A 25,191-nucleotide genomic window follows, 5' to 3' on the forward strand; every position below is an offset into this window, starting at 1 on the left:
AGGGCGGGCCTGGTGTGTCAGATAGTGACTACGGCAATCAGTGTTACCACGGTCAGGATAGTTGCCAGACCGTAGAACACCCATTTACCGCTCGGTACGTGGATCTTCAGATCATGCATCGCATGATGGATACGGTGCAGGCCGCACCACAGCGGCAGGACAATCATCAGGAAGATGAATACCCGACCAATAAAACTACCTGCAAATGCCAGGATGCGCTCATAGCTCAGCGCATCACCGGGGAACAGCCCCAGCGGCAGCATAATGCCGACCAGCAGGATAATGACAGGCGCAATGATGGCACTCCACATGCCGCCTGCGCCAAAGAGGCCCCAGAAGACCGGCTCGTCTGAACGTTTTGGATTTGGATTGATCACAATAGTCTCCTTACCAGAACAGTGCGACAAACAGAATGACCACAGAGACCACTGCCGTCACTGCCCAAAGCCCTTTAATGACCGGCTCTGGCCCCATTTTCTCGCCTTTTACGATAATATTCGCCGCTTTTGGCGCCAGTTCAAACCAGGTTTTGGTATGAAGCAGGGCGGCTGCGAGCACAATCAGGTTCAGGATCACGATGATCGGGTTTTGCAGGAACCCGACAAAACTGGCCCAGGTTTCAGGACCATGTTTGAGGGCAAAGACGCCATACATCAGTTCAAGGCTGAACCAGACCGCAGGCACCGCAGTGCCTTCACGCAGCATATAGAAGCGATAAAACGGCAGTTTCTTCCACCAGGTGGACGGCATCGGCCGCACGTAGGCTTTGCGTTTAGTCGTCATCATGCACTCCTTAGCGTGGTTTCAGGGTGGCAATAAGAAAGTCTTTCGAGCTTTCCACTTTACCCTGCTGAATAGCGGCGGCCGGGTCGACGTGCTTCGGACAGACTTCGGAGCAGTAGCCCACAAAAGTACAGCTCCAGACGCCGTTCTGGCTGTTAAGCTGCGGCATACGTTCTTTTTTACCGTGGTCGCGGCTATCCTCGTTGTAGCGGTGCGCCAGCGTGATCGCCGCCGGGCCGATGAACTCAGGGTTCAGGCCAAACTGTGGACACGCGGCGTAGCAAAGACCGCAGTTGATGCACCCGGAGAACTGATGGTATTTCGCCATCTGGGCGGGTGTCTGGGTATTCGGTCCCTGATCCGGCGTGCGCGGGTTGCCAATGATGTACGGCTTAATGGCTTCCAGGCTTTCGATAAAGTGGGTCATATCGACCACCAGATCGCGCTCAATCGGGAAGTTGCCCAGCGCTTCAACCTTGATGCCTTTGGTGTAATCACGCAGGAAGGTTTTACAGGCCAGTTTCGGTACTTTGTTCACCATCATGCCGCAGGAGCCGCAGATGGCCATGCGGCAGGACCAGCGGTAGCTCAGGTCCGGTGCCAGGTTATCCTTGATATAGCCGAGCGCATCCAGCAGAGAGGTTTGCTCGTCATAAGGCACTTCATAGAAAGCGCTGTGTGGCGCGGTGTCCACTTCCGGGTTGTAGCGCACCACTTCAACTTTCAGTGTTTGCATCTCAGCCATTCGCCTTCTCCTTCTTCTCGGCGGCTTCTGCTTCTGCGCCGTAAACGCGTTTAGCCGGTGGCAGCGTTGTGATCTTCACGTCGCTGTAGTCCAGACGAGTGGTGCCATCCGCGTCGCGCCAGGCGAGGGTGTGTTTCAGGAAATTGACGTCGTCACGCTCGGTGCAGCCCTCATCAAGACGCTGATGCGCCCCGCGTGACTCTTTGCGCGCCAGCGCAGAGTGCGCCATACATTCCGCGACGTTCAGGCCGTGACCGAGCTCGATGGTATAAAGCAGGTCGGTGTTGAACACGCTGGAGGTGTCGGTGATGCGCACACGTTTGAAACGCTCCTGCAGTTCCGCCAGCTTATCGACAGTTTTCTGCATCAGCTCTGGTGTACGGTAGATACCGCAGCCCTCTTCCATCGACATGCCCATTTCGTCGCGGATTTTCGACCAGTTTTCGTTGCCTTCCTGGTTGACCAGATCCTTCAGCCGTTTCTCTACGTCAGCGACCTGCGCATCCAGTGCTGCGCCGTTGGCTTCGCCCGCCGTTGCGGCACGCTCCATCGCGCGTTCGCCCGCCATGCGGCCAAAGACAACCAGCTCCGCCAGCGAGTTTGACCCGAGACGGTTGGCACCGTGCAGGCCGACAGAGGAGCATTCGCCGACGGCGAACAACCCTTTGATGCGCGTTTCACACTGCTGGTCGGTTTCGATCCCACCCATGGTGTAATGCGCTGTTGGGCGTACCGGAATCGGCTCTTTCACCGGGTCGACACCCACGTAGGCTTTTGCCAGCTCGCAAATGAACGGCAGACGTTCCAGCAGTTTCTTCTCGCCGAGGTGACGCAGATCGAGGTAGACCACATCGCCACGCGGCGTGGAGATCGTGTTGCCTTTGCGCCACTCATGCCAGAAGGCCTGAGACACTTTGTCGCGCGGGCCGAGCTCCATGTATTTGTTTTTCGGCTCACCGAGCGGCGTTTCCGGGCCCATGCCGTAATCCTGCAGATAACGGTACCCATTCTTGTTGACCAGAATACCGCCTTCGCCGCGGCAACCTTCCGTCATCAGAATGCCGGAACCCGGCAGGCCGGTAGGGTGATACTGGACAAATTCCATATCGCGCAGCGGTACGCCGTGGCTGAGCGCCATGCCCATACCGTCACCGGTGACGATGCCGCCGTTGGTGTTGTAGCGATAAACCCGGCCCGCGCCGCCCGTTGCCATCACTACCGCGTTAGCGCGGATCTGCACGAGCGTGCCTTCCATCATGTTCATCGCCACCAGACCACGCGCGTGACCGTCATCGACCAGAATATCGAGGACAAAATGTTCGTCAAAACGCTGGATTTGTGGGAACTGAAGGGAGGTCTGGAACAGGGTGTGCAGCATGTGGAAGCCGGTCTTATCAGCGGCAAACCAGGTGCGTTCAATTTTCATTCCGCCGAAGCGACGAACGTTGACGCTGCCGTCCGGACGGCGGCTCCACGGGCAGCCCCACTGTTCAAGCTGGGTCATCTCCGTTGGACAGTGATGTACAAAGTAGTCAACGACATCCTGTTCGCAAAGCCAGTCGCCCCCTGCAACCGTGTCGTGGAAATGGTATTCGAAGCTGTCATGATCCTGCGCAACGGCGGCGGATCCTCCTTCTGCGGCAACCGTGTGGCTGCGCATCGGATAGACTTTTGAAATCAGTGCGATTTTAGCGTTGGGATTAGCCTGTGCTGCAGCAATCGCAGCACGTAATCCCGCTCCGCCAGCGCCTATTACGGCAAGATCGGCTTGAAAAGTTTGCACGACATTCCTCCAGATTTTTGTTATTTCGCAACGCGATAAACTAAAGGTAGCCCACCTGTCCGCAAGGACGATTGCGAAAGCGTTTCCACTGCTCCTTTATGGGTAAAGAAGTATAACCGCGCGAACGGCAGGGAAATTTGACGTGTTCGATTTTTTTGCTGTTCTGTGCGGTGATTTATCATCGTGAATGATGAATTTCGTCACGTGATAGTTGCCCTAAATGAAATGCGATTTTTATTGCGCAAAATTTGTCTCTGTCCGTGCTAACGAGTAGACTTCGTGCCCTTGTCTGAAATCGGAGAATTACCCATGAGCGAAACGGCCACCTGGCAGCCGAGCGCATCCATCCCCAATCTGCTGAAACGCGCTGCAATTATGGCGGAGATTCGCCGCTTCTTTGCCGACCGCGGGGTCCTTGAGGTGGAAACGCCGTGCATGAGTCAGGCTACGGTAACGGATATTCATCTGGTGCCGTTTGAAACCCGTTTTGTTGGCCCCGGCCATTCACAGGGCATGAACCTCTGGCTGATGACCAGCCCGGAATACCACATGAAACGCCTGCTGGCGGCAGGATGTGGCCCGGTGTATCAGTTGTGCCGCAGCTTCCGTAATGAAGAGATGGGGCGTCACCATAATCCGGAATTCACCATGCTGGAGTGGTACCGTCCACATTACGATATGTACCGCCTGATGAACGAGGTGGACGATCTGCTGCAGCAGGTTCTCGACTGCTCAGAAGCGGAAACGCTCTCTTATCAGCAGGCTTTCCAGCGTTATCTGGAAATTGATCCACTGTCAGCGGACAAAACCCAGCTGCGCGAAGTCGCGGCAAAACTGGATCTGAGCAACGTGGCGGATACTGAAGAAGATCGCGACACGCTGCTGCAACTGCTCTTCACCTTTGGGGTTGAACCGCAGATTGGCAAAGATCGTCCGACTTTCGTCTACCACTTCCCGGCAAGCCAGGCTTCTCTGGCGCAGATCAGCACTGAAGATCACCGCGTGGCGGAGCGTTTTGAGGTCTATTACAAGGGCATTGAGCTGGCGAATGGCTTCCATGAACTGACCGACGCCCGCGAACAGCAGCAGCGTTTTGAGCAGGATAACCGCAAGCGCGCCGCGCGCGGTCTGCCGCAGCAGCCAATTGATACTAACCTGCTGGAGGCCCTGAAAGCGGGTCTGCCGGATTGTTCTGGCGTGGCGTTGGGTGTGGATCGTCTGGTGATGCTGGCGCTGGGCGCGGAACAGCTGGGTGATGTGATTGCTTTTACCGTCGATCGAGCCTGACGGCAGTACCCCCTCTCCCATGGGAGAGGGGGTACTGGCTGGCTTACAAACTCCCCGCCGGGCGTTTACGCGCCGCAGAGGTTAATGTTTTTCCTGTCTTAAGTCCGTCCAGGCTTTCCAGACGCATCTGGAACGGTGGGAACGGCATATCAATACCGTGCTCACGGAAGCCAGCCAGAATCAGCTGGTGGATCTCATGGCGCAGCGGCATACGGTGCCCCATTTCGGCGGCGTAAATACGCAATTCGAAAATCTGGATACCTTGCTGGAGATCGACCAGGAACACTTCCGGCGCCGGGTTATCAAGGACCAGCGTGCAGCGTTCGGCGGCGGTGTAGAGGATCTGTGTGACCTCTTCACTGTTGGCATCCGAGGGCGCCGGTACCGTCAGCACCACACGCGTGACGGAGTCTGACAGCGACCAGTTGATAAACTGCTCGGTGATAAACGCCTTGTTGGGCACGATGATCTCTTTGCGATCCCAGTCGCTGATCGTGGTGGCGCGGGTGTTGATTTTGGTGATGCTGCCTGTCAGATCGCGGATCGTCACCGTATCGCCAATACGAATCGGTTTTTCAAACAGGATAATCAGGCCGGACACAAAGTTAGCGAAAATCTCCTGCATGCCAAAGCCCAGACCAAACGTCAGCGCGGCAACCAGCCACTGCAATTTAGACCACTCAATACCAATCATGGAGAATCCAACCATCCCGCCAAAGAGCAGAATCAGGTATTTGGTGATGGTGGTAATGGCATAGCCCGTACCGGGGGTTAAATCCAGGTGCTGCAACAGCGCCAGCTCCAGCAGTGCCGGGAAATTACGCACCAGCTGCGTGGTGATGATCAACACCAGAATGGCAATCAGCACCGCACCTAAGGTTATGGGCTCCAGGCTCTCCACACCCTGCACCGTGGACGTCACATCCCACAGCGAGATGTTCTCCAGGAAACCAAACGCGGAGTGGATTTCTGACCACAGGAAGATCACCGACAGCAGCGCAATCAGCATCAGGATGGATCGTACCAGACGCAGAGACTGGGTGCTGATTGCGTCGAGATCCAGCTCAACCTCGTCCGCATCTATCGTGCCTTCGGTGCTGTTGACGTGGTTTGGCTCATCCTCGCCTCGCGCACGCTGGGCGAGGATCTCTGCCCGACGGTGCTTGGCGCGGTCAAACGCCAGACGGCGTCGCTGGATCAACATCCCCCGGCGGATGACGTGATAGATCACCAGCAGCAGGAACCAGATGGCAACGGAGGTTTCCAGTCGCGCCAGCAGTGCCTGCGAGGTCGCCAGGTAACCCACCGCCGCTGCCAGCATGGCAACCAGGGGGGCGCACAGCAGCAGGTTCCAGAGCATGCGGTTGAACATGTTGTCGCCGCTGCCGGTTTTATCCAGATAGAGCGGTATACCAGCCCGTTTCAGGCTGAGCGTGACGATGGCCAGCGCACCGCATATCAACATAAAGCAGAGACGGCCCAGCGAGCCCGAAAACTCCCGGTCATTGAGATTATCAAACATGATCAGCGCCATAATCAGCGGCACAATCAGCCCGATGCTCATCAGGTAGTAACGCATGGCGCGCGCCACGCGGTTACGCGGCCAGCCAAAGTGAGCAATGAACAGACCATTCGGTCGCGCAAACGTGGCGCAAATCATCACTACCCACAGCAGGGGGACGGTAGCGGTCACGCCATCGCCAATGGCGACCGCGAGCGGGTAGGGCCAGGCCTCCCTCAGGCCATAACCGAGCGTCATCCACAGGACCGGCAGCGGCGAGGCGACAAGTATTGACCAAAACACGGTACGCAGCGTCAGCCAGAAGTGATCCTGCGTAACCTTACCCACCCGGGCGCTGGAGCGTTCCAGGAAGCGGGTGAAGTGTCTGCGTGAGTAAATGCTAAAGCCCACCAGAATCAACGCGCCCAGAAGAGGAAAAATGGTCTCTTTGCTGGTGAGCATCATCACGCTGGCTTTTCCAAGCTGGCTAAAGGTATCCAGCGAGATCAAACGGCGCAGATCCTGAACGATCTCGATTGGCCATGAGAAGGTCATTGGGCGCACGTCAGAGGTCCAGAAGAGATAACGGTGCGTTGCCTCGTTCACCTCTTTCAGCGCATCTTCCAGCTGACTGTTGGAGACCTTCAGCTTGGTCAGCTCCAGAATCAGCGTATCCCCGCCCTGTAACAGGGAGTTCAGCAGCTCGCGCTGGGTCCGCAACTGGGCTTCCAGAATACGGTTTTGCTCGCTGGTGAGAGGCTGCCCATCGGCCTGACGGATCTGGCGGATTTGCGGCTGTTTATTGAGAAGGTCTTCATAGTGCAGGCGTTGAACACGCAGCTGCGCCATCTCGGTATCCAGCTGCTGCGGTTTTGGCATCTCCGGCAGGCGTGAAACCTGGGCGCGTAATGCCTCTCCCAGCAGGTTGGACGAGCCCAGCCACTGAGACTGCTCGCGCAGGGTGTTGAGCGCCTGGCGAACCTGAAGGGTTTGATTGGTGGCCTGACGTTGCTGGGACGCCACCAGATCCATACGCTGCGCCTGCTGATTCAGTGCAGCAGAGAGCTCACGGTTAACCTTAAACTGGTCAACGATGCCCGCTGGCAGGTTATCGCTGTTTTCTGCCAGCAGCTCGGTGCTTTCCAGCGCGCGCTCAGCTTCACGCTGGCGCTGGCTGTTAAGTTGATTACGTAAAGCCTGCAGGTAAGCATCGAGCTGTTCGCTCTGCTTTTGCGCCAGTTCGGAGCGCATCCGTGACAGCTCCTGGCGGTTGTTTGCCGAGAGCTGCGCCAGCTCCAGTTCATCGACCAGTGCTTTAAGTCTGGCTGATTCAGCCTGAAGCGACAGATTTTGCGCCTGGTTCTGCGGTGTGTTACCCGTGTGGGTACCGATACGGCGCTCAACCTCGTTGAGCTGACGGCGGGCATCGGTTTGCTGTTGCGGAAGCTGGCTCAGCGAGTCGGCGATTTCACGTGCGCGTTCCTGCTCCTGCTGTGCCAGACGACTCTTTTCCAGAAGCTGACTGCTAACCTGCAGGATCTCCTGATTCAACGCGTCAGAGGTCATGCCAGCAGGCACATCGCGCGGTTCATCGCGCAGACTGCTCAACTGATTGCGCAGCGTTTGCGAGAGTTTGGGGAAGTTGTCGATAACCTGCTGATATTGCTGAGCGCGCTCGAGGGAGCCTTTCCGCTCCTCAAGCGCATTCAGTGCAGACTGGAGCGACTCCACGGTCTCTGGCTGAGCGGGTTTTGCCGCTTTCGCCTGCTCCAGTTCCTGGGTTATCTGTTTTGCGTCGGGGGCTGTCGCTGCGTACGCCCCCATGCTGAGGCACCAGGCCATCAGTAGTACGATAATCGGGCGCACGTCAGCGTTCCTTCTGTTGTTAGCCTTCGTCTTTTTTGTCGTCAACCAGCGGGCTGGCGTCAAGTTCGGCCTTGATCTCTTCTTCCGGGAGCGGTGCAGGCTCTGCGTCCGGCGTCACGAAAGGTTCAGTCGAGACCGCCAGCGGCTGGCCGAGTTTGGTGACTGACAGGCTCTGGAGCTGTTCAGCCAGCTTCACTTTGCCAGGGGCAAAGAGGTTGATAACCGTGGAACCCAGCTTGAAGCGACCCATCTCCTGGCCTTTCAGCAGAGCGACTGCGCCTTCTTCTTCACCGGCAGGCCAGGTCCAGCGTTTGATCACGCCTTCACGTGGTGGGGTGATGGTTCCAGCCCAGACCGTTTCGATGCTGCCGACAATCGTTGCACCCACCAGAATCTGCGCCATTGGGCCAAATTCAGTATCAAACAGGCAGATGACGCGTTCGTTACGCGCGAACAGGTTGGGAACGTTTTGCGCGGTCAGGTGGTTCACGGAGAACAGATCGCCCGGCACGTAGATCATTTCACGCAGGATCCCGTTGCACGGCATGTGCACGCGGTGATAGTCACGCGGAGAGAGATAGGTGGTGGCGAAGGTACCGTTGCGGAACAGATCCGCCATCAGGTAGTTACCCGCCAGCAGCGCTTCCAGGCTGTAGTTGTGGCCTTTTGCCTGCAGGATTTTGTCGTCTTCGATGTTACCCAACTGGCTAATCACGCCATCCGCAGGCATGACCAGCACGTTAGGATCGGTATCAACCGGGCGGACTTCGTCGCGCAGTGGGCGCACGAAGAATTCGTTGAAGGTGCGATAGCTGGCGGTATCTGGCTTCTGCGCCTCTTTCATGTCGACCTTGTAATATTTTACGAAAAGGTCGATGACCAGTTTGGTCAGCCAGCCCGCTCGTTTGCTCGCGCCCCAGCCCGCCAGGCGAGTGAGCCACAGTTTTGGCAGAATGTATTGAAGCGAAAGTTTAAATGCGTTTAACAAGGTAGCCTCCAGGCCATTTTTTGTCGTTCCTGATCCGGCTGTAATCAGCCGGAACCTGAAAAAAGGGGACGATTTTAGCGATGCTTAGCTTAGTTGTCAGTTATCAGAATCAGAAAAGTTTTTACGCGTTTTTACCTGATCCATGCTCTCAAGAATGCGGTGGTAGTTATCAAAGCGGGTCTCCGCAATCTCACCTTTCTCGACCGCTTCGCGGATGGCACAGCCCGGGTCGTTATCATGTTTACAGTCCCGGTATTTGCAAGCCCCTAAATAATCATGGAATTCGACAAATCCGTTGAAGATTTGTTCCGGCTCAAGGTGCCACAAACCGAATTCGCGCACGCCCGGAGAGTCAATCACATCGCCGCCATGCGGGAAGTGGTAGAGACGAGAAGCGGTAGTGGTGTGCTGGCCCAGGCCCGAGACATCAGAGACATCGTTAGTCAGAATTTCTTGCTGGAGACCGAGAAGATTATTCAGCAGGCTGGATTTCCCCACGCCGGACTGACCCGCAAAGATACTGATGCGCCCGGTCAGCGCTTCTTCTAAGGGTTTCAGGCCATCTTTGGTGTAGCTGGAGACCATCAGCACGCGATAACCGATCTTGCGGTAGATATCCATCTGCTCATTCACGAAGTCCATACCTTCATCATCCAGCAGATCGATCTTGTTCAGAACAATGATTGGCTCAACCTGTAACGTTTCGCAGGCAACAAGGTAGCGGTCGATAATATTGAGCGACAGCTCGGGCAAAATCGCCGAGACGATGACGATCTGGTTGATATTGGCGGCAATGGGTTTTACCCCGTCGTAGAAATCGGGACGGGTAAGTACCGACGTGCGCTCGTGAACCGCTTCAACGATACCTTTGACCGTTACGCCTTCCGCCGCCTCTTTACCTGGACGCCAGACAACGCGATCGCCGGTGACCAGCGAACGGATAGTCCGTCGAATATTGCAACGGTGGATCTCACCGTCGGCGGATTCCACGTCGGCATGCATACCGAAACGGCTGATGACGACGCCTTCCGTCGGTTCACCAAACAGGTTGTCGTCGTAATCGACCTTCTCCGAAGTGGTTTTAAGACGGCGCTGGTGATTGGCATTCACGCGGCGCTGCTGCCCTTTGGAGAGTTTATTTTTACTCAATCGCGCTGGCTCCTGGTCGCCCGTAAGGGGCAAAACCTCTATGATACACTCTAATTAATACTAGTTAACCTGCTACAGCCGGTTATGCGAGAAGGGTGGAAAATAACATGAGCGCGGATGAAAACAACCTGATTTGGATCGATCTTGAAATGACCGGGCTGGATCCCGAGCGCGATCGCATTATTGAGATTGCCACGCTGGTTACCGATGCAAACCTGAATATTCTGGCGGAAGGGCCAACCATTGCGGTGCACCAGTCCGACGATCAGCTGGCGTTGATGGATGAGTGGAACGTGCGTACCCACACCGGCAGCGGGCTGGTTGAACGGGTGAAAGCGAGCACGATGGGCGACCGCGAGGCGGAGCTGGCGACGCTTGAGTTTCTGAAACAGTGGGTCCCGGCGGGCAAATCCCCTATCTGCGGTAATAGCATTGGCCAGGATCGTCGTTTCCTGTTTAAGTACATGCCGGAGCTGGAGTCTTACTTCCACTACCGTTATCTGGACGTGAGCACCCTTAAAGAGCTGGCGCGCCGCTGGAAACCCGAAATCCTCGATGGCTTTAAAAAGCAGGGTACGCATCAGGCGATGGACGATATCCGTGAGTCCGTTGCGGAGCTGGCGTACTATCGCGAAAACTTTATTAAGCTGTGATTTTGAGACCTGGCGCCTTGCGTGGCCGGGTTTTTGTCGTTAAATTGTTCAGCTTGCCGATTAAATAAGCATTTGAACTGATTTTCGAAAAAATCGCGTTGAGGGGGGTTGCAGCTAAAAGGATTTCTCGTATAATGCGCCTCCCGTAACGACAGAGAAATACGCGTTACGACAGCAACAAAAGCAGTACAAATTTGCGGGAATAGCTCAGTTGGTAGAGCACGACCTTGCCAAGGTCGGGGTCGCGAGTTCGAGTCTCGTTTCCCGCTCCAAAATTTGAAAAGTATCGCAAGATACGCCAGCACCAGAACACCCAAGCGGGAATAGCTCAGTTGGTAGAGCACGACCTTGCCAAGGTCGGGGTCGCGAGTTCGAGTCTCGTTTCCCGCTCCAAAATTTGAAAGTATCGCAAGATACGCACAGCTTCAGAACACCCAAGCGGGAATAGCTCAGTTGGTAGAGCACGACCTTGCCAAGGTCGGGGTCGCGAGTTCGAGTCTCGTTTCCCGCTCCAAATTCTTCTTGATATCAAAAATATCCACAGCGATAAAATGCGTTGGGGACGTTTTCTATTACTTCCGAAATACTCTTGTAAACAGAGTTATCCACAGATTTTGGGTATGACCGAAACCGTGTGAAAAGTTAGCAGGGTGAATAGTATCTCTGTAACTTGCTGTATATGCTTGAGAAAATTTGATTTAAAAATGTTATTGAGATCACTTGACCTCATCTCCAGCCCTGATGCTGCTTGAGTTTGTAATTTTATTCACAGGCTGTGAATAGTTCACGCATCCCGCGGAAGCCCTTTTTCTATCACCCTCACCAGGCGTTGTTTTTGCGGTGGTTGCACCTCAACCACGCAGGCATTTCGCTTCTCGATTTGCTGCGCAATCGCCCACTCTATGTGTTCATCGAGAAGTGGGTGCTCACCTCTACGGCTCTCAAGCGCCCGGATATTCGCTTCATCCCACGGGGCATTCCCCAGCGCAACGGCGACATTACGCAGCCAGCGCAGATGGCCAATACGGCGAATGGCCGAACCTTCCGTCACTTTCAGGAACCAGGCTTCACTCCAGGCGAACAGTTCAATGAGCTGTGGCGCATGCAGCGCCTTACGCGGGCTAAAATCCTCTTCGTCTGTGAGCTGCGAATAACGGTTCCACGGGCAAATTAACTGGCAGTCGTCGCAGCCGTAGATGCGATTGCCAATAAGTGGTCGGAATTCTTCAGGGATCGCCCCTTCCAGTTCGATGGTGAGGTAAGAGATGCAGCGTCGGGCATCCACCGTATAGGGCTCAACGATAGCGCCCGTCGGGCAGATAGTCATACAGGCCACGCAGCGCCCACAACCTTCTTCTACCGGGCCGTCTACCGGCAGTGGTAAATCAATCAGCAGTTCACCAAGGAAAAAGAACGATCCGGCGTCGCGGCTCAGAATAAGTGAGTGCTTACCAGTCCAGCCAAGCCCGGCTTTTTCAGCGATAGGGCGCTCAAGAACAGGCGCGGAGTCGACAAACGGTCTAAAATTCAGCGAAACACAGTGCTGCTGAATAGTTTCGCCGAGTTTTTTTAGTCGGTTACGCAGAAGCTTATGGTAATCACGCCCCAGGGCATACCGGCTAACGTAACCGAGAGAGGGATTTTTTAACGTACGCGCAAAAGCCGCGTTGGCGGGAAGATAATTCATGCGTACGCTGATAACGCGTAACGTACCCGGCAACAGCTCGTGTGGACGGGCCCGCATCATGCCGTGACGTGCCATCCACTCCATTTCGCCGTGGTATTGTTTATCCAGCCAGGCCTGCAGTTTTGGCTCGCTGGCGGAGAGATCGGTGTCGGTGATCCCCACCTTCTGGAAGCCCAGTTCAGCACCCCACTGTTTTATTTTTTGCGCTAACTGATTGAGATCGAGGGGCTGTGACATGACGGACCATACTGTGAAGAAAAACCCCGCAAGTATACCACATTCCATCTGGCATGCGGATGACCTCAGACGCGCCGAAAAAGAGGCTGCAGACAGTCTTGGCATTACCCTTTATGAGCTCATGCAACGGGCGGGCGAGGCGGCATTCAACATTGCCCGCAGTGCGTATCCGCAATCCGGCCACTGGCTCATTTTATGCGGACACGGCAATAACGGCGGCGATGGTTACGTTGTCGCCCGGCTGGCGGTCGCGGCAGGTCTCCGCGTTACGTTACTGGCGCTGGAGAGCGATAAGCCGCTGCCGGAAGAAGCCAGCGCCGCGCGGGAAGCCTGGCTGAATGCAGGCGGAGTGATTCATGCATCCGATATCGTCTGGCCAGAGGATGTTGATCTGATTGTTGATGGTCTGCTGGGCACCGGGTTACGTAGTGCGCCCCGTGATAACGTAGCCGCTCTGATTGCGCGCGCCAATGCCCATACCGCGCCGGTGGTGGCACTGGATATTCCCTCTGGTCTGTTGGCGGAAACCGGTGCGACGCCAGGAGCGGTGATCCAGGCCGCGCATACCGTCACGTTTATTGCCCTGAAGCCCGGGTTACTCACCGGGAAAGCGAGGGATGTGGTGGGCTCGTTGCACCATAACGCCCTGGGGCTGGAGAGCTGGCTTGCCGGGCAGGAGACACACCTTTCCCGCTTTGATGCTACTCAACTTAGCCACTGGCTGCCGCCGCGTCGGCCAACGTCGCACAAGGGCGACCACGGCAGGCTGGTCATCATTGGCGGCGATCACGGCACGGCCGGCGCTATCCGGATGACGGGGGAAGCTGCGTTGCGTAGCGGCGCGGGGCTGGTCCGGGTGCTGACGCGCAGTGAAAATATCCCGCCCATTATTACGGCCCGACCAGAGCTGATGGTGCATGAGCTTACGCCGCAGACCCTTGAAGAGAGTCTTGAGTGGGCGGATGTGGTGGTGATTGGCCCGGGACTCGGGCAACAGGCCTGGGGTAAGCAGGCGCTGCAAAAGGTCGAGAATTTTCGTAAACCGATGCTCTGGGATGCCGACGCGCTGAACCTTCTGGCAATCAACCCGGATAAGCGTCACAATCGCATCCTGACGCCACACCCCGGCGAAGCCGCGCGGCTGCTTAACTGCAGCGTGGCAGAAATTGAAAGCGATCGCTTACTTTCTGCTCGCCGTCTGGTAAAACGTTACGGAGGTGTTGCCGTTCTCAAAGGGGCGGGAACCGTCATCGCAAGCGATGAGGCACTGGGCATTATTGATGCCGGAAATGCGGGCATGGCGAGTGGCGGAATGGGCGATGTGCTTTCAGGTATCATCGGCGCATTGCTCGGGCAGAAACTTCCCCTTTATGATGCAGCCTGTGCCGGCTGCGTGGCTCATGGTGCGGCGGCTGACAGCCTGGCTGCACGGTGTGGCACACGCGGTATGCTGGCCACCGATCTTTTTTGCACGCTGCGGCGTGTTGTTAACCCGGATGTGATTGACGTAGAAAATGACTAATCGAGCGATTCCTTTACCTGATGAACAAGCCACTTTAGAACTCGGCAAGCGCGTGGCGCAGGCCTGTCAGGGGGCGACTGTCATTTATCTTTATGGTGATTTAGGTGCGGGTAAAACCACCTTCAGCCGGGGTTTTCTGCAGGCGTTAGGCCATAACGGGAATGTGAAAAGCCCAACCTACACGCTGGTAGAACCGTACACTCTTGAAAATCTCATGGTGTATCACTTCGATTTATACCGACTTGCGGATCCTGAGGAGCTGGAATTTATGGGGATCCGTGATTATTTTGCCAATGATGCCATCTGCCTGGTGGAGTGGCCGCAACAAGGTGCGGGTGTGTTGCCTGACCCGGATGTCGAAATTCATTTAGATTACCAGGCACAAGGGCGTGAGGCGCGCATCAGTGCTGTTTCCTCATCAGGCAGTTCCTTACTGGCGCGTTTAGCCGGTTGAGCGTAGGGATGACGGGATGATAAATCGCGTTAAAGGTTGGTTATTGGCTGCCACGGTGCTGCTGTGCGCGCAGGCTGGTGCGGCAAGCCTCTCGGATATTCAGGTGTCGAACGGGGAGAGTCAGGCCCGGATCACGTTCAGTTTTATGGGCGACCCTGAATATGCTTTTTCTCAACCAGACAGCCGAAGCGTGGCGCTGGATATCAAACAGACGGGTGTGATCCAGGGGTTGCCCTTGCAGTTCAGCGGTAACAACCTGGTCAAAAGTATTCGTTCCGGCACGCCAAAAGACAGTCAGTCATTGCGCCTGGTGGTCGATCTGACCGAAAAGGGTAAAACGCGGGCGGTGAAGCAGCAAAACGGCGCGAATTATACGGTGGTCTTTACCATCAATGCCGATGCGCCTCCGCCACCGCCGCCGGTTGTGGCGAAACGGGTGGAAGAGCCGGTTTACACCCCGCGCCCGTCTGAACCTGCGCGTAATCCGTTTAAAACCGACAACGATCGCATCACCGGCGTCACCAGCAGTAATACCGTGACGCGCCCGGCGGCCAGCGCGCGTCGGGTGGTCAGCGGTGATAAAGTGATTATCGCCATTGATGCCGGTCATGGCGGGCAGGATCCGGGTGCAATTGGTCCAGGTGGTACGCGCGAGAAAAACGTGACCATCGCCATTGCCCGTAAGCTACGGACGCTGTTGAACGATGACCCGATGTTTAAAGGCGTATTGACCCGTGACGGCGATTACTTTATCTCCGTGATGGGACGCTCAGACGTGGCGCGTAAGCAAAATGCTAACTTCCTGGTCTCCATTCATGCGGATGCCGCACCAAACCGTAACGCCACGGGGGCATCGGTGTGGGTGCTGTCAAACCGTCGGGCGAACAGTGAAATGGCTAACTGGCTTGAAGAGCATGAGAAGCAGTCCGAACTTTTGGGTGGGGCGGGCGATGTGCTGGCTAACAGCCAGTCTGACCCGTATCTCAGCCAGGCGGTGCTCGATTTACAGTTCGGTCATTCTCAGCGCGTCGGGTATGATGTCGCCACCAACGTACTGAATCAGCTGCAAGGCATCGGGGCATTGCATAAACGCCGTCCGGAGCATGCGAGCCTTGGGGTTCTGCGTTCGCCGGACATTCCATCGATCCTCGTGGAAACGGGCTTTATCAGTAATAACAGCGAAGAGCGTTTGCTGGGCAGCGACAGCTATCAGCAGCAAATTGCCGAAGCGATTTATAACGGTCTGCGTAAATACTTTGAGGCTCATCCGCTGCAGTCTGCGCCGCAGGGCGGTGCAGCCCAGACGGCCAGCGCCGTGCTGCCGGGTGAGATGACCGCGACCAACTAAGGAGAATTCATGCCGATTCAGGTTCTACCGCCGCAGCTTGCGAACCAAATCGCCGCCGGTGAGGTGGTGGAGCGCCCTGCGTCGGTGGTGAAGGAGCTGGTCGAAAACAGTCTTGATGCGGGAGCCACCCGCATCGATATTGATATCGAACGTGGTGGTGCAAAGCTGATTCGCATTCGGGACAACGGGTGCGGTATCAAAAAAGAGGAGCTGGCGCTGGCGCTGGCGCGTCACGCGACCAGTAAAATCGCCTCTCTGGACGACCTGGAAGCGATCATCAGCCTCGGGTTTCGCGGCGAGGCGCTGGCCAGTATCAGCTCGGTTTCCCGTTTAACGCTAACCTCCCGTACGGCCGAACAGCAAGAAGCCTGGCAGGCCTATGCCGAAGGGCGCGATATGGACGTCACGATTAAACCTGCGGCGCATCCTGTTGGCACGACGCTCGAAGTATTGGATCTTTTCTACAACACTCCCGCCCGCCGTAAGTTTATGCGCACCGAGAAGACCGAATTCGGTCATATCGATGAGATTATCCGCCGTATCGCGCTGGCGCGTTTCGATGTCACCATCAACCTCAGCCACAACGGCAAGGTGATGCGTCAGTACCGCGCGGTAGCGGAGGGCGGGCAGAAAGAGCGTCGTCTGGGGGCAATCTGCGGTACGCCGTTTCTGGAACAGGCGCTGGCCATTGAATGGCAGCACGGTGATTTGGCCTTACGCGGTTGGGTTGCCGACCCGAACGCCAGCAGCGCCGCCTTCGCGGAGATCCAGTATTGCTACGTTAACGGCCGCATGATGCGCGACCGTCTGATCAACCACGCCATTCGTCAGGCCTGTGAAGATAAGCTCGGCGCGGATCAGCAGCCTGCGTTTGTGCTTTATCTGGAAATCGACCCGCATCAGGTTGATGTTAACGTCCATCCTGCCAAGCATGAAGTTCGGTTCCATCAGTCGCGGCTGGTGCACGATTTCATCTATCAGGGCGTGCTGAGCGTTTTGCAGCAGCAGGTTGAACCCACGCTGCCGCTGGAAAAAGAAGAGCCCGCTCCGCGTCCAATACCGGAAAACCGTGTTGCGGCGGGGCGTAACCATTTTGCCGAGCCCGCTGTCGCGCGTGAACCGGAAGCGCCACGTTTCTCGTCGGCAGGAAGCGCGCCGCGACCCACCGGCGCGAACTATCCCAACGCTCAGCCCGGCTATCAAAAGCAGCAGGGGGCGTTGTACCGTAAACTGCTGGAAACCCCCGCAGTCACGCGTAAAGAGCACAGTGAGGTACAAGCGCCTTCGCTGGAAGGGCATAGTCAGAGCTTTGGCCGGGTGCTGACGATTATTGCGCCGGATATGGCGTTACTCGAACGCGAGGGCAAGCTCATGCTCCTGGCCCTGCCGGTTGCTGAACGCTGGCTAAAACAGGTGCAACTGACTCCAGGAGAAAACGCGGCTTGTGCGCAACCGCTTTTGATCCCGGTTCGACTAAAAATATCCACTGAAGAAACAAGGGTACTGCAGCGCGCAGAGGCCCAACTGGCGCAGATGGGGATTGAAATGGTACTGGAATCACAGCATGTGACAATTCGCGCAGTGCCTTTACCCTTACGCCAACAAAATTTACAAAACTTGATTCCTGAACTGATAGGCTACCTGGCGCAACAAACAACGTTTGATGCCGCCAACACCGCGCAGTGGATCGCCCGCCATTTGGTCAGCGAACATACACCGTGGAGTATGGCGCAGGCGATTAGCGTGCTGGCAGAGGTGGAACGCCTTTGCCCGCATCTGGTGAAAGCACCGCCGGGTGGATTATTACAACCTGTTGATTTACAAACGGCGATGACTGCCCTTAAAGATGATTGATGTCAGTAAGGCGAGCCTGCCTAAGGCGATTTTTTTGATGGGCCCTACGGCCTCCGGCAAAACGGCGTTAGCCATTGAGCTACGTAAAGTTTTGCCCGTAGAGTTGATTAGTGTCGATTCTGCCCTCATCTACCGAGGAATGGACATCGGCACGGCGAAGCCCGACGCAGCCGAACTGCGCGCGGCTCCGCATCGTTTGCTGGACATTCTCGACCCGGCGCAGGCCTACTCCGCAGCGGATTTTCGCCGCGATGCCTTAGCCGAGATGGCCGAGATAACGGCGGCGGGACGTATACCGCTGTTGGTTGGCGGCACTATGCTCTATTTCAAGGCGTTGCTGGAGGGGCTCTCTCCTCTGCCATCGGCGGACCCTGAAATAAGAGCAAAAATTGAACAGCAGGCGGCAGAGCAGGGATGGGACGTTTTGCATCAGCAACTGGCAGAGATTGACCCGGTTGCCGCAGCAAGGATCCATCCAAATGATCCGCAAAGGCTTTCCCGGGCACTGGAAGTTTTTTTCATTTCGGGTAAAACTTTAACGGAACTGACGCAAACGTCAGGAGACGCTCTGCCGTATCAGGTGCATCAGTTCGCTATCGCCCCGGCGAGCCGTGAACTGCTCCATCAACGAATTGAGCAGCGTTTTCATCAGATGTTGGCTTCAGATTTTGAAGCAGAAGTGCGGGCGTTATTTGCCCGTGGAGATTTGCATACGGACATGCCTTCCGTTCGTTGTGTGGGATACCGCCAGATGTGGTCATATCTTGAAGGCGAGATTTCATATGATGAAATGGTTTATAGAGGTGTTTGCGCCACGAGACAGTTAGCGAAGCGCCAGATCACCTGGTTGCGCGGTTGGGAAGGGGTTCACTGGTTAGACAGCGAAAAACCGCAACAGGCGCTAAACGAAGTGATTGAGGTTATTGGTGATATCGCTCACTGAATGTGTACAATTGAGACGTATCGTGCGCAATTTTTCAGAATCGCAAGGTTCTAAGTACAAAACAAGCATATAAGGAAAAGATAGAATGGCTAAGGGGCAATCTTTACAAGATCCGTTCCTGAACGCATTGCGTCGGGAACGTGTTCCAGTTTCTATTTATTTGGTGAATGGTATTAAGCTGCAAGGTCAGATTGAGTCTTTCGATCAGTTCGTGATCCTGTTGAAAAACACGGTCAGCCAGATGGTCTACAAGCACGCTATTTCTACTGTTGTTCCGTCCCGTCCGGTATCTCATCACAGCAATAACGCTGGCGGCGGCACTGGTAGTAACTACCATCATGGCAGCAACGCGCAGGGTTCTTCTGCTCCTGCGCAGGACAGCGACGAGACCGAATAAGGTTTCGCACTGTTATCCACACGGGGAGCCAGGGATCCTGCGTTCCCCGCTGATATTTTTAGAGGGTTTTACGCTTGTTTGACCGTTATGATGCCGGTGAGCAGGCGGTGCTGGTACACATCTATTTTTCGCAAGACAAAGATATGGAAGACCTCCAGGAGTTTGAATCTCTGGTCTCTTCCGCCGGTGTCGAAGCAATGCAGGTGATTACCGGTAGCCGTAAAGCGCCGCACCCAAAGTATTTTGTTGGTGAAGGTAAAGCAGTAGAAATTGCGGATGCCGTAAAAGCAACCGGTGCGTCAGTCGTGTTGTTTGATCATGCGCTGTCTCCGGCTCAGGAGCGTAACCTGGAAGCGCTTTGCGAATGCCGTGTTATCGATCGCACGGGGTTGATTTTAGATATTTTTGCTCAGCGTGCACGTACCCACGAGGGTAAGCTGCAGGTTGAGCTGGCGCAGCTGCGCCATCTGGCCACGCGTCTTGTACGTGGCTGGACCCACCTTGAACGACAAAAAGGCGGGATTGGTTTGCGCGGTCCGGGTGAAACCCAGCTCGAAACCGACCGCCGTTTGCTGCGCGGCCGTATTACTCAGATCCTCTCTCGTCTGGAAAGAGTCGAGAAACAGCGTGAGCAGGGACGTCGGGCGCGTACGAAAGCCGACATCCCGACGGTGTCGCTGGTGGGATATACCAACGCCGGTAAATCCACCCTGTTTAACCAGATTACCGAGGCCCAGGTCTATGCCGCAGACCAGCTGTTTGCGACCCTGGACCCGACGTTGCGTCGTATCGACGTGGCGGATGTGGGTGAAACCGTGCTGGCGGATACCGTAGGGTTTATCCGCCACCTGCCGCATGATCTGGTGGCCGCGTTTAAAGCCACCCTGCAGGAGACGCGTCAGGCGACCCTGCTGCTGCACGTGATTGATGCTGCAGATGTCCGCGTGCAGGAAAACATCGACGCGGTGAATGTGGTGCTCGAAGAGATCGAGGCCCATGAGATCCCAACGCTGTTGGTGATGAACAAGATCGACATGCTGGATGATTTTGAGCCGCGTATCGATCGTGATGAAGAGAACAAACCAATTCGGGTCTGGCTTTCCGCCCAGACCGGTATTGGCGTGCCACTGCTTTTCCAGGCTTTGACAGAACGTCTTTCCGGTGAGGTAGCCCAGCACACGCTGCGACTGCCACCACAGGAAGGCAGGCTGCGCAGCCGGTTTTATCAGCTTCAGGCGATAGAAAAAGAGTGGATGGAGGATGACGGCAGCGTGGGGATGCAGGTGCGTATGCCGATCGTTGACTGGCGTCGCCTCTGTAAACAAGAACCTGCGCTGGTCGACTATATCGTCTGATCGGAAAGGGGATGCCTGAATAATTCGCCCTTGCATAACAAATATGGAGCATATACATGGCGTGGAATCAGCCCGGTAATAACGGACAGGACCGCGACCCGTGGGGAAGCAGCAATAATCAAGGCGGCAACTCTGGGGGAAATGGCAATAAAGGTGGTCGCGATCAGGGGCCGCCGGATCTGGATGATATCTTCCGCAAGCTAAGCAAGAAGCTTGGTGGGCTTGGTGGAGGAAAAGGGTCTGGCTCGGGTGGCAATTCTACCCAGGGCCCGCGCCCGCAAATGGGTGGTCGCATCGTGGGCATTGTGGCCGCTGCCGTGGTCATCATCTGGGCTGCCAGCGGGTTCTACACCATTAAAGAAGCCGAGCGCGGCGTGGTTACCCGTTTTGGTAAGTTCAGCCATCTGGTTGAGCCGGGCCTGAACTGGAAACCGACCTTCATTGACGACGTCACTGCTGTGAACGTGGAGTCGGTGCGTGAGCTGGCCGCCTCCGGCGTGATGCTGACCTCTGATGAGAACGTAGTGCGCGTTGAGATGAACGTGCAATATCGTGTTACGGACCCAGAACGTTATCTGTTTAGCGTGACCAGTGCCGATGACAGCCTGCGTCAGGCGACCGACAGCGCCTTGCGTGGCGTGATCGGTAAATACACCATGGACCGCATTCTGACTGAAGGTCGTACCGTTATTCGTAGCGATACCCAGCGTGAGCTGGAAGAGACCATTCGTCCGTACAACATGGGTATCACCCTGCTGGACGTCAACTTCCAGGCTGCTCGTCCGCCGGAAGAGGTGAAAGCCGCGTTTGATGACGCGATTGCCGCGCGTGAGAACGAACAGCAGTACATCCGTGAAGCGGAAGCGTACGCCAACGAAGTTCAGCCACGTGCTAACGGTCAGGCGCAGCGTATTCTTGAAGAAGCACGCGCGTATAAGACCCAGACCATCCTGGAAGCGCAGGGTGAAGTGGCACGTTTCGCGAAAATCCTGCCGGAATATAAAGCGGCTCCGGAAATTACCCGCGAGCGTCTCTATATCGAAACCATGGAAAAAGTGCTGAGCCATACACGTAAAGTGCTGGTTAACGACAGCAAAGGTGGAAACCTGATGGTACTGCCGCTGGATCAGATGCTGAAAGGCGGTTCTGCACCGGCAGCAAAAGACAACAGCGGTGCGAATAACCTGCTGCGTCTGCCACCTGCATCGTCCGGTAGCTCCAGCGCAACAACCACGCCTTCTTCGAACGATGGTGACATTATGGACCAACGCCGTGCTAACGCGCAGCGTAACGACTACCAGCGTCAGGGGGAATAAGGATGCGTAAGTCAGTTATTGCGATTATTGTCATCGTACTGGTCGTACTTTATACCTCTATCTTTGTGGTGAAAGAGGGCGAGCGCGGGATTAAGTTCCAGTTCAGCAGCGTCGTCCGTGACAGTGACAAGCGTCCGGTGATTTATGAGCCGGGTCTGCACTTCAAGGTTCCTTTTATCCAGTCAGTGAAGACGCTTGATGCGCGTATCCAGACCATGGATAACCAGGCCGACCGTTTCGTGACTAAAGAGAAGAAAGACCTGATCGTTGACTCTTATATCAAGTGGCGTATCAGTGATTTCAGCCGTTACTTCCTGGCAACGGGCGGCGGTGATGTTTCTCAGGCGGAAGTGCTGTTGAAACGTAAATTCTCTGACCGTCTGCGTTCTGAGATTGGTCGTCTGGATGTGAAAGACATCGTGACCGACTCTCGTGGTCGTCTGACGCTGGAAGTGCGCGATGCGCTGAACTCCGGCACCGCGGGTACGGAAGACGAAGTTGAAACGCCAGCAGCGGACGATGCAATTGCTAAAGCGGCGGAACGTGTTCAGGCTGAAACCAATGGTAAAGTGCCTGTAATCAACCCGAACAGTATGGCTGCGCTGGGTATCGAAGTGGTGGATGTGCGTATTAAGCAGATCAACCTGCCGGCGGAAGTGTCTGAGGCGATCTACAACCGTATGCGCGCCGAGCGTGAAGCGGTAGCCCGTCGTCACCGTTCACAGGGTCAGGAAGAAGCGGAAAAACTGCGTGCGGCCGCGGATTACGAAGTGACCAAGACGCTGGCGGAATCTGAGCGTCAGGGCCGTATCCTGCGTGGTGAAGGTGATGCGGAAGCCGCGAAACTGTTCGCCGATGCGTTTAGCCAGGATCCAGACTTCTACGCCTTTATCCGTAGCCTGCGTGCTTACGAGAATAGCTTCCAGAGCAACCAGGATGTGATGGTGCTCAGCCCGGACAGCGATTTCTTCCGTTATATGAAGACGCCGACTAACGCAACGCGATAAACTCAGTCTCGTTTGAGTATTCAAACCACCGCTCTTAACGGAGCGGTGGTTTTCTTTTATAAGGATTAAAAATGAATTCAACGATCTGGCTGGCACTGGCGCTGGTTTTAGTCCTGGAAGGCCTGGGCCCGATGCTCTATCCGCGCGCCTGGCGTCGCATGATCGCCACCCTGAGCCAGTTGCCGGATAATATTTTGCGCCGATTCGGCGGCGGTCTTGTGGTTGCTGGCATTGTTATCTACTACATGTTGAGGAAAACGATTGGCTGATCAAAAAGTGATCGGTTTTGGCATATTTTGGGGTCAAAAAGTGCTGTATATCTGAAAAAGCGATGGTAGAATCCATTTTTAAGCAAACGGTGATTTTGAAAAAAATGGGTAACAACGTCGTCGTACTGGGCACCCAATGGGGTGACGAAGGTAAAGGGAAGATTGTTGATCTTCTGACTGAACGGGCTAAATATGTTGTACGCTACCAGGGCGGTCACAACGCAGGCCATACTCTCGTAATCAACGGTGAAAAAACCGTCCTCCATCTTATTCCATCAGGCATTCTCCGCGAAAACGTCACCAGCATCATCGGTAACGGCGTAGTGCTGTCTCCGGCTGCGCTGATGAAAGAGATGAAAGGTCTGGAAGACCGTGGTATCCCGGTTCGCGAGCGTCTGCTGCTCTCCGAAGCCTGCCCGCTGATCCTTGATTATCACGTGGCGCTGGACGTTGCGCGTGAAAAAGCGCGTGGCGCGAAAGCGATCGGCACCACCGGTCGTGGTATCGGCCCGGCTTATGAAGACAAAGTGGCTCGTCGCGGTCTGCGCGTGGGCGACCTGTTCGATAAAGCAACCTTCGCTGAAAAACTGAAAGAAGTGATGGAATATCACAACTTCCAGTTGGTGAACTTCTACAAAGCAGACGCTGTTGACTACCAGAAAGTGCTGGATGATGTCATGGCGATTGCAGACATTCTGACCGGCATGGTAGTTGATGTGTCCGATCTGCTGGACCAGGCGCGCAAGCGTGGCGATTTCGTCATGTTCGAAGGTGCGCAGGGTACGCTGCTGGATATCGACCACGGTACCTATCCGTACGTAACCTCCTCTAACACCACCGCAGGTGGCGTGGCGACCGGCTCTGGCCTGGGTCCACGTTATGTGGATTACGTTCTGGGCATCATCAAAGCGTACTCCACTCGCGTAGGTGCGGGTCCATTCCCGACCGAGCTGTTTGATGAAACCGGAGAGTTCCTGTGCAAGCAGGGTAACGAGTTTGGCGCGACCACCGGTCGTCGTCGTCGTACCGGCTGGCTGGATGCAGTGGCTGTGCGTCGTGCAGTGCAGATCAACTCCCTGTCTGGCTTCTGCCTGACCAAACTGGACGTCCTGGACGGCCTGAAAGAGGTGAAAATCTGCGTCGGTTACCGCATGCCAGATGGCCGTGAAGTGACCACCACTCCGCTGGCTGCTGATGACTGGGAAGGTATCGAGCCAATCTACGAAACCATGCCAGGCTGGTCTGAGACCACTTTCGGTGTGAAAGAGCGTAGCGGCCTGCCACAGGCAGCGCTGGATTACATCAAGCGCATTGAAGAACTGACCGAAGTGCCGATCGACATTATCTCTACCGGCCCGGATCGTACTGAAACGATGATCCTGCGCGACCCGTTCGACGCATAATCTTCGTGACTGCTGGCCTGCGGGGAAACCCGTAGGCCGGATAAGCGTAGCGCCATCCGGCGACCGCTCCTGGATATCCGCTTTTTCGCCCCGTCTGTCAAATAAATTAGCCCCTAACTATCTGGCTGGTTTATCATCATTAATGAATATCTCTGCGGTTTTACCGCGTTTTCCCTTTTTTCCTGAGGTTGATGTGCAGTTAACAAGTTTCACCGATTACGGCTTACGCGCGCTAATCTACATGGCGTCGTTACCCGATGGGAAAATGACCAGTATCTCTGAAGTGACAGAGGTCTACGGCGTGTCCCGTAATCATATGGTCAAAATAATCAATCAACTTAGTCGTGCCGGATACGTTGCTGCCGTCCGCGGGAAAAATGGTGGGATCCGTCTCGGTAAACCGGCGCAAAGTATTCGTATTGGGGATGTGGTGCGTGAACTGGAGCCCTTGTCTCTGGTGAACTGCAGCAGTGAGTTCTGCCACATTACCCCCGCTTGTCGCCTGAAACAGGCGCTTTCTCTGGCCGTGCAAAGTTTTCTTAAGGAACTGGATAACTACACGCTGGCCGATTTGGTTGAAGAGAATCAACCGCTTTATAAATTATTGCTGGTGGAATGAAGAAAATTTCCACCGGAGCTGACAA

Annotated in this window: 22 protein-coding genes and 3 tRNA genes; 17 read left to right on the forward strand and 8 right to left on the reverse strand. The window is 55.5% G+C overall.

Annotation, left to right across the window (positions count from 1 at the left end; translation table 11 throughout):
• Positions 1-17: 17 nt before the first annotated feature.
• From frdD to frdA, 4 genes are read right to left on the reverse strand one after another with little or no spacing between them, the layout of a single operon-like run.
• Entirely contained in the window at positions 18-377 is a 360-nt protein-coding gene (frdD, locus tag EQV24_RS15765) for a fumarate reductase subunit FrdD (RefSeq protein ID WP_130626794.1), read from the reverse strand.
• Between the two features lie 10 nt (positions 378-387).
• Entirely contained in the window at positions 388-783 is a 396-nt protein-coding gene (frdC, locus tag EQV24_RS15770; protein WP_013095273.1) for a fumarate reductase subunit FrdC, read from the reverse strand.
• A gap of 10 nt (positions 784-793) precedes the next feature.
• The gene (gene frdB / locus EQV24_RS15775; RefSeq protein ID WP_013095274.1) at positions 794-1,528 is read right to left on the reverse strand and encodes a fumarate reductase iron-sulfur protein; all 735 of its coding nucleotides are present in this window, start codon (positions 1,526-1,528) and stop codon (positions 794-796) included.
• Complete coding sequence (frdA, locus tag EQV24_RS15780) at positions 1,521-3,311, reverse strand: fumarate reductase (quinol) flavoprotein subunit (protein WP_013095275.1); 1,791 nt, start codon at positions 3,309-3,311, stop codon at positions 1,521-1,523. The genes frdB and frdA overlap by 8 nt, the downstream gene beginning before the upstream one ends.
• 309 nt (positions 3,312-3,620) lie before the next feature.
• Here frdA and epmA point away from each other — a divergent pair, with 309 nt between their 5' ends.
• The gene (gene epmA / locus EQV24_RS15785; RefSeq protein WP_014830371.1) at positions 3,621-4,598 is read left to right on the forward strand and encodes an elongation factor P--(R)-beta-lysine ligase; all 978 of its coding nucleotides are present in this window, start codon (positions 3,621-3,623) and stop codon (positions 4,596-4,598) included.
• A gap of 43 nt (positions 4,599-4,641) precedes the next feature.
• On the opposite strand, the gene mscM is transcribed toward epmA, so the two are convergent.
• The 3 genes from mscM to rsgA all read right to left on the reverse strand — a co-directional run bounded on the left by mscM (position 4,642) and on the right by rsgA (position 10,102).
• On the reverse strand, positions 4,642-7,965 hold the full coding sequence (gene mscM, locus EQV24_RS15790) for a miniconductance mechanosensitive channel MscM (protein ID WP_130626795.1): 3,324 nt from the start codon (positions 7,963-7,965) through the stop codon (positions 4,642-4,644).
• Positions 7,966-7,984: 19 nt separating this feature from the next.
• Entirely contained in the window at positions 7,985-8,953 is a 969-nt protein-coding gene (asd, locus tag EQV24_RS15795; RefSeq protein ID WP_013095278.1) for an archaetidylserine decarboxylase, read from the reverse strand.
• A gap of 96 nt (positions 8,954-9,049) precedes the next feature.
• Positions 9,050-10,102, reverse strand: coding sequence for a small ribosomal subunit biogenesis GTPase RsgA (gene rsgA / locus EQV24_RS15800; protein WP_013095279.1), 1,053 nt, complete (start codon positions 10,100-10,102; stop codon positions 9,050-9,052).
• A gap of 107 nt (positions 10,103-10,209) precedes the next feature.
• Between rsgA and orn the strand changes: the two genes are divergently transcribed.
• The 4 genes from orn to EQV24_RS15820 all read left to right on the forward strand — a co-directional run bounded on the left by orn (position 10,210) and on the right by EQV24_RS15820 (position 11,269).
• Positions 10,210-10,755 (forward strand): oligoribonuclease, encoded by a 546-nt coding sequence (gene orn, locus EQV24_RS15805; protein WP_013095280.1) that lies wholly within the window; start codon positions 10,210-10,212, stop codon positions 10,753-10,755.
• A 196-nt stretch (positions 10,756-10,951) separates the two neighbouring features.
• Positions 10,952-11,027: transfer RNA gene (locus EQV24_RS15810), tRNA-Gly, on the forward strand.
• 45 nt (positions 11,028-11,072) lie between these two features.
• Positions 11,073-11,148 (forward strand) — tRNA-Gly (locus EQV24_RS15815).
• 45 nt (positions 11,149-11,193) lie between these two features.
• A tRNA-Gly gene (locus tag EQV24_RS15820) sits at positions 11,194-11,269 on the forward strand.
• A 270-nt stretch (positions 11,270-11,539) separates the two neighbouring features.
• Here the strand turns inward: EQV24_RS15820 and queG are convergent.
• The gene (gene queG / locus EQV24_RS15825; RefSeq protein ID WP_013095281.1) at positions 11,540-12,679 is read right to left on the reverse strand and encodes a tRNA epoxyqueuosine(34) reductase QueG; all 1,140 of its coding nucleotides are present in this window, start codon (positions 12,677-12,679) and stop codon (positions 11,540-11,542) included.
• Here queG and nnr point away from each other — a divergent pair.
• From nnr to nsrR, 12 genes are all read left to right on the forward strand, one after another.
• The gene (gene nnr / locus EQV24_RS15830) at positions 12,678-14,201 is read left to right on the forward strand and encodes a bifunctional ADP-dependent NAD(P)H-hydrate dehydratase/NAD(P)H-hydrate epimerase (protein WP_130626796.1); all 1,524 of its coding nucleotides are present in this window, start codon (positions 12,678-12,680) and stop codon (positions 14,199-14,201) included. The genes queG and nnr overlap by 2 nt on opposite strands.
• A complete protein-coding gene (gene tsaE, locus EQV24_RS15835) occupies positions 14,194-14,655 on the forward strand; it encodes a tRNA (adenosine(37)-N6)-threonylcarbamoyltransferase complex ATPase subunit type 1 TsaE (protein WP_013095283.1) in 462 nt (153 codons plus the stop codon). The genes nnr and tsaE overlap by 8 nt, the downstream gene beginning before the upstream one ends.
• A gap of 16 nt (positions 14,656-14,671) precedes the next feature.
• A complete protein-coding gene (gene amiB, locus EQV24_RS15840; protein ID WP_020688975.1) occupies positions 14,672-16,003 on the forward strand; it encodes an N-acetylmuramoyl-L-alanine amidase AmiB in 1,332 nt (443 codons plus the stop codon).
• 9 nt (positions 16,004-16,012) lie between these two features.
• A complete protein-coding gene (gene mutL / locus EQV24_RS15845) occupies positions 16,013-17,857 on the forward strand; it encodes a DNA mismatch repair endonuclease MutL (RefSeq protein WP_130626797.1) in 1,845 nt (614 codons plus the stop codon).
• Positions 17,850-18,800, forward strand: a complete 951-nt coding sequence (gene miaA / locus EQV24_RS15850; RefSeq protein ID WP_020688973.1) for a tRNA (adenosine(37)-N6)-dimethylallyltransferase MiaA — start codon at positions 17,850-17,852, stop codon at positions 18,798-18,800. The genes mutL and miaA overlap by 8 nt, the downstream gene beginning before the upstream one ends.
• 85 nt (positions 18,801-18,885) lie before the next feature.
• Positions 18,886-19,197 (forward strand): RNA chaperone Hfq, encoded by a 312-nt coding sequence (gene hfq / locus EQV24_RS15855; protein WP_013095287.1) that lies wholly within the window; start codon positions 18,886-18,888, stop codon positions 19,195-19,197.
• Between the two features lie 74 nt (positions 19,198-19,271).
• Positions 19,272-20,552, forward strand: a complete 1,281-nt coding sequence (gene hflX, locus EQV24_RS15860; protein ID WP_013095288.1) for a ribosome rescue GTPase HflX — start codon at positions 19,272-19,274, stop codon at positions 20,550-20,552.
• A gap of 56 nt (positions 20,553-20,608) precedes the next feature.
• Positions 20,609-21,868, forward strand: a complete 1,260-nt coding sequence (gene hflK / locus EQV24_RS15865; RefSeq protein WP_013095289.1) for an FtsH protease activity modulator HflK — start codon at positions 20,609-20,611, stop codon at positions 21,866-21,868.
• A 2-nt stretch (positions 21,869-21,870) separates the two neighbouring features.
• Positions 21,871-22,875: a protease modulator HflC gene (gene hflC / locus EQV24_RS15870; RefSeq protein ID WP_013095290.1), complete on the forward strand. Its 1,005-nt coding sequence runs from the start codon at positions 21,871-21,873 to the stop codon at positions 22,873-22,875.
• Between the two features lie 71 nt (positions 22,876-22,946).
• Positions 22,947-23,144, forward strand: coding sequence for a DUF2065 domain-containing protein (locus EQV24_RS15875; RefSeq protein WP_013095291.1), 198 nt, complete (start codon positions 22,947-22,949; stop codon positions 23,142-23,144).
• Between the two features lie 104 nt (positions 23,145-23,248).
• Positions 23,249-24,547, forward strand: a complete 1,299-nt coding sequence (locus tag EQV24_RS15880) for an adenylosuccinate synthase (protein ID WP_006178975.1) — start codon at positions 23,249-23,251, stop codon at positions 24,545-24,547.
• A 193-nt stretch (positions 24,548-24,740) separates the two neighbouring features.
• Complete coding sequence (nsrR, locus tag EQV24_RS15885) at positions 24,741-25,166, forward strand: nitric oxide-sensing transcriptional repressor NsrR (RefSeq protein WP_014830384.1); 426 nt, start codon at positions 24,741-24,743, stop codon at positions 25,164-25,166.
• Positions 25,167-25,191: the final 25 nt, after the last annotated feature.

Origin of the sequence: Enterobacter sp. A8 (genome assembly GCF_004296595.1) — a bacterium.
Classification (GTDB): Bacteria; Pseudomonadota; Gammaproteobacteria; order Enterobacterales; family Enterobacteriaceae; genus Enterobacter; species Enterobacter cloacae.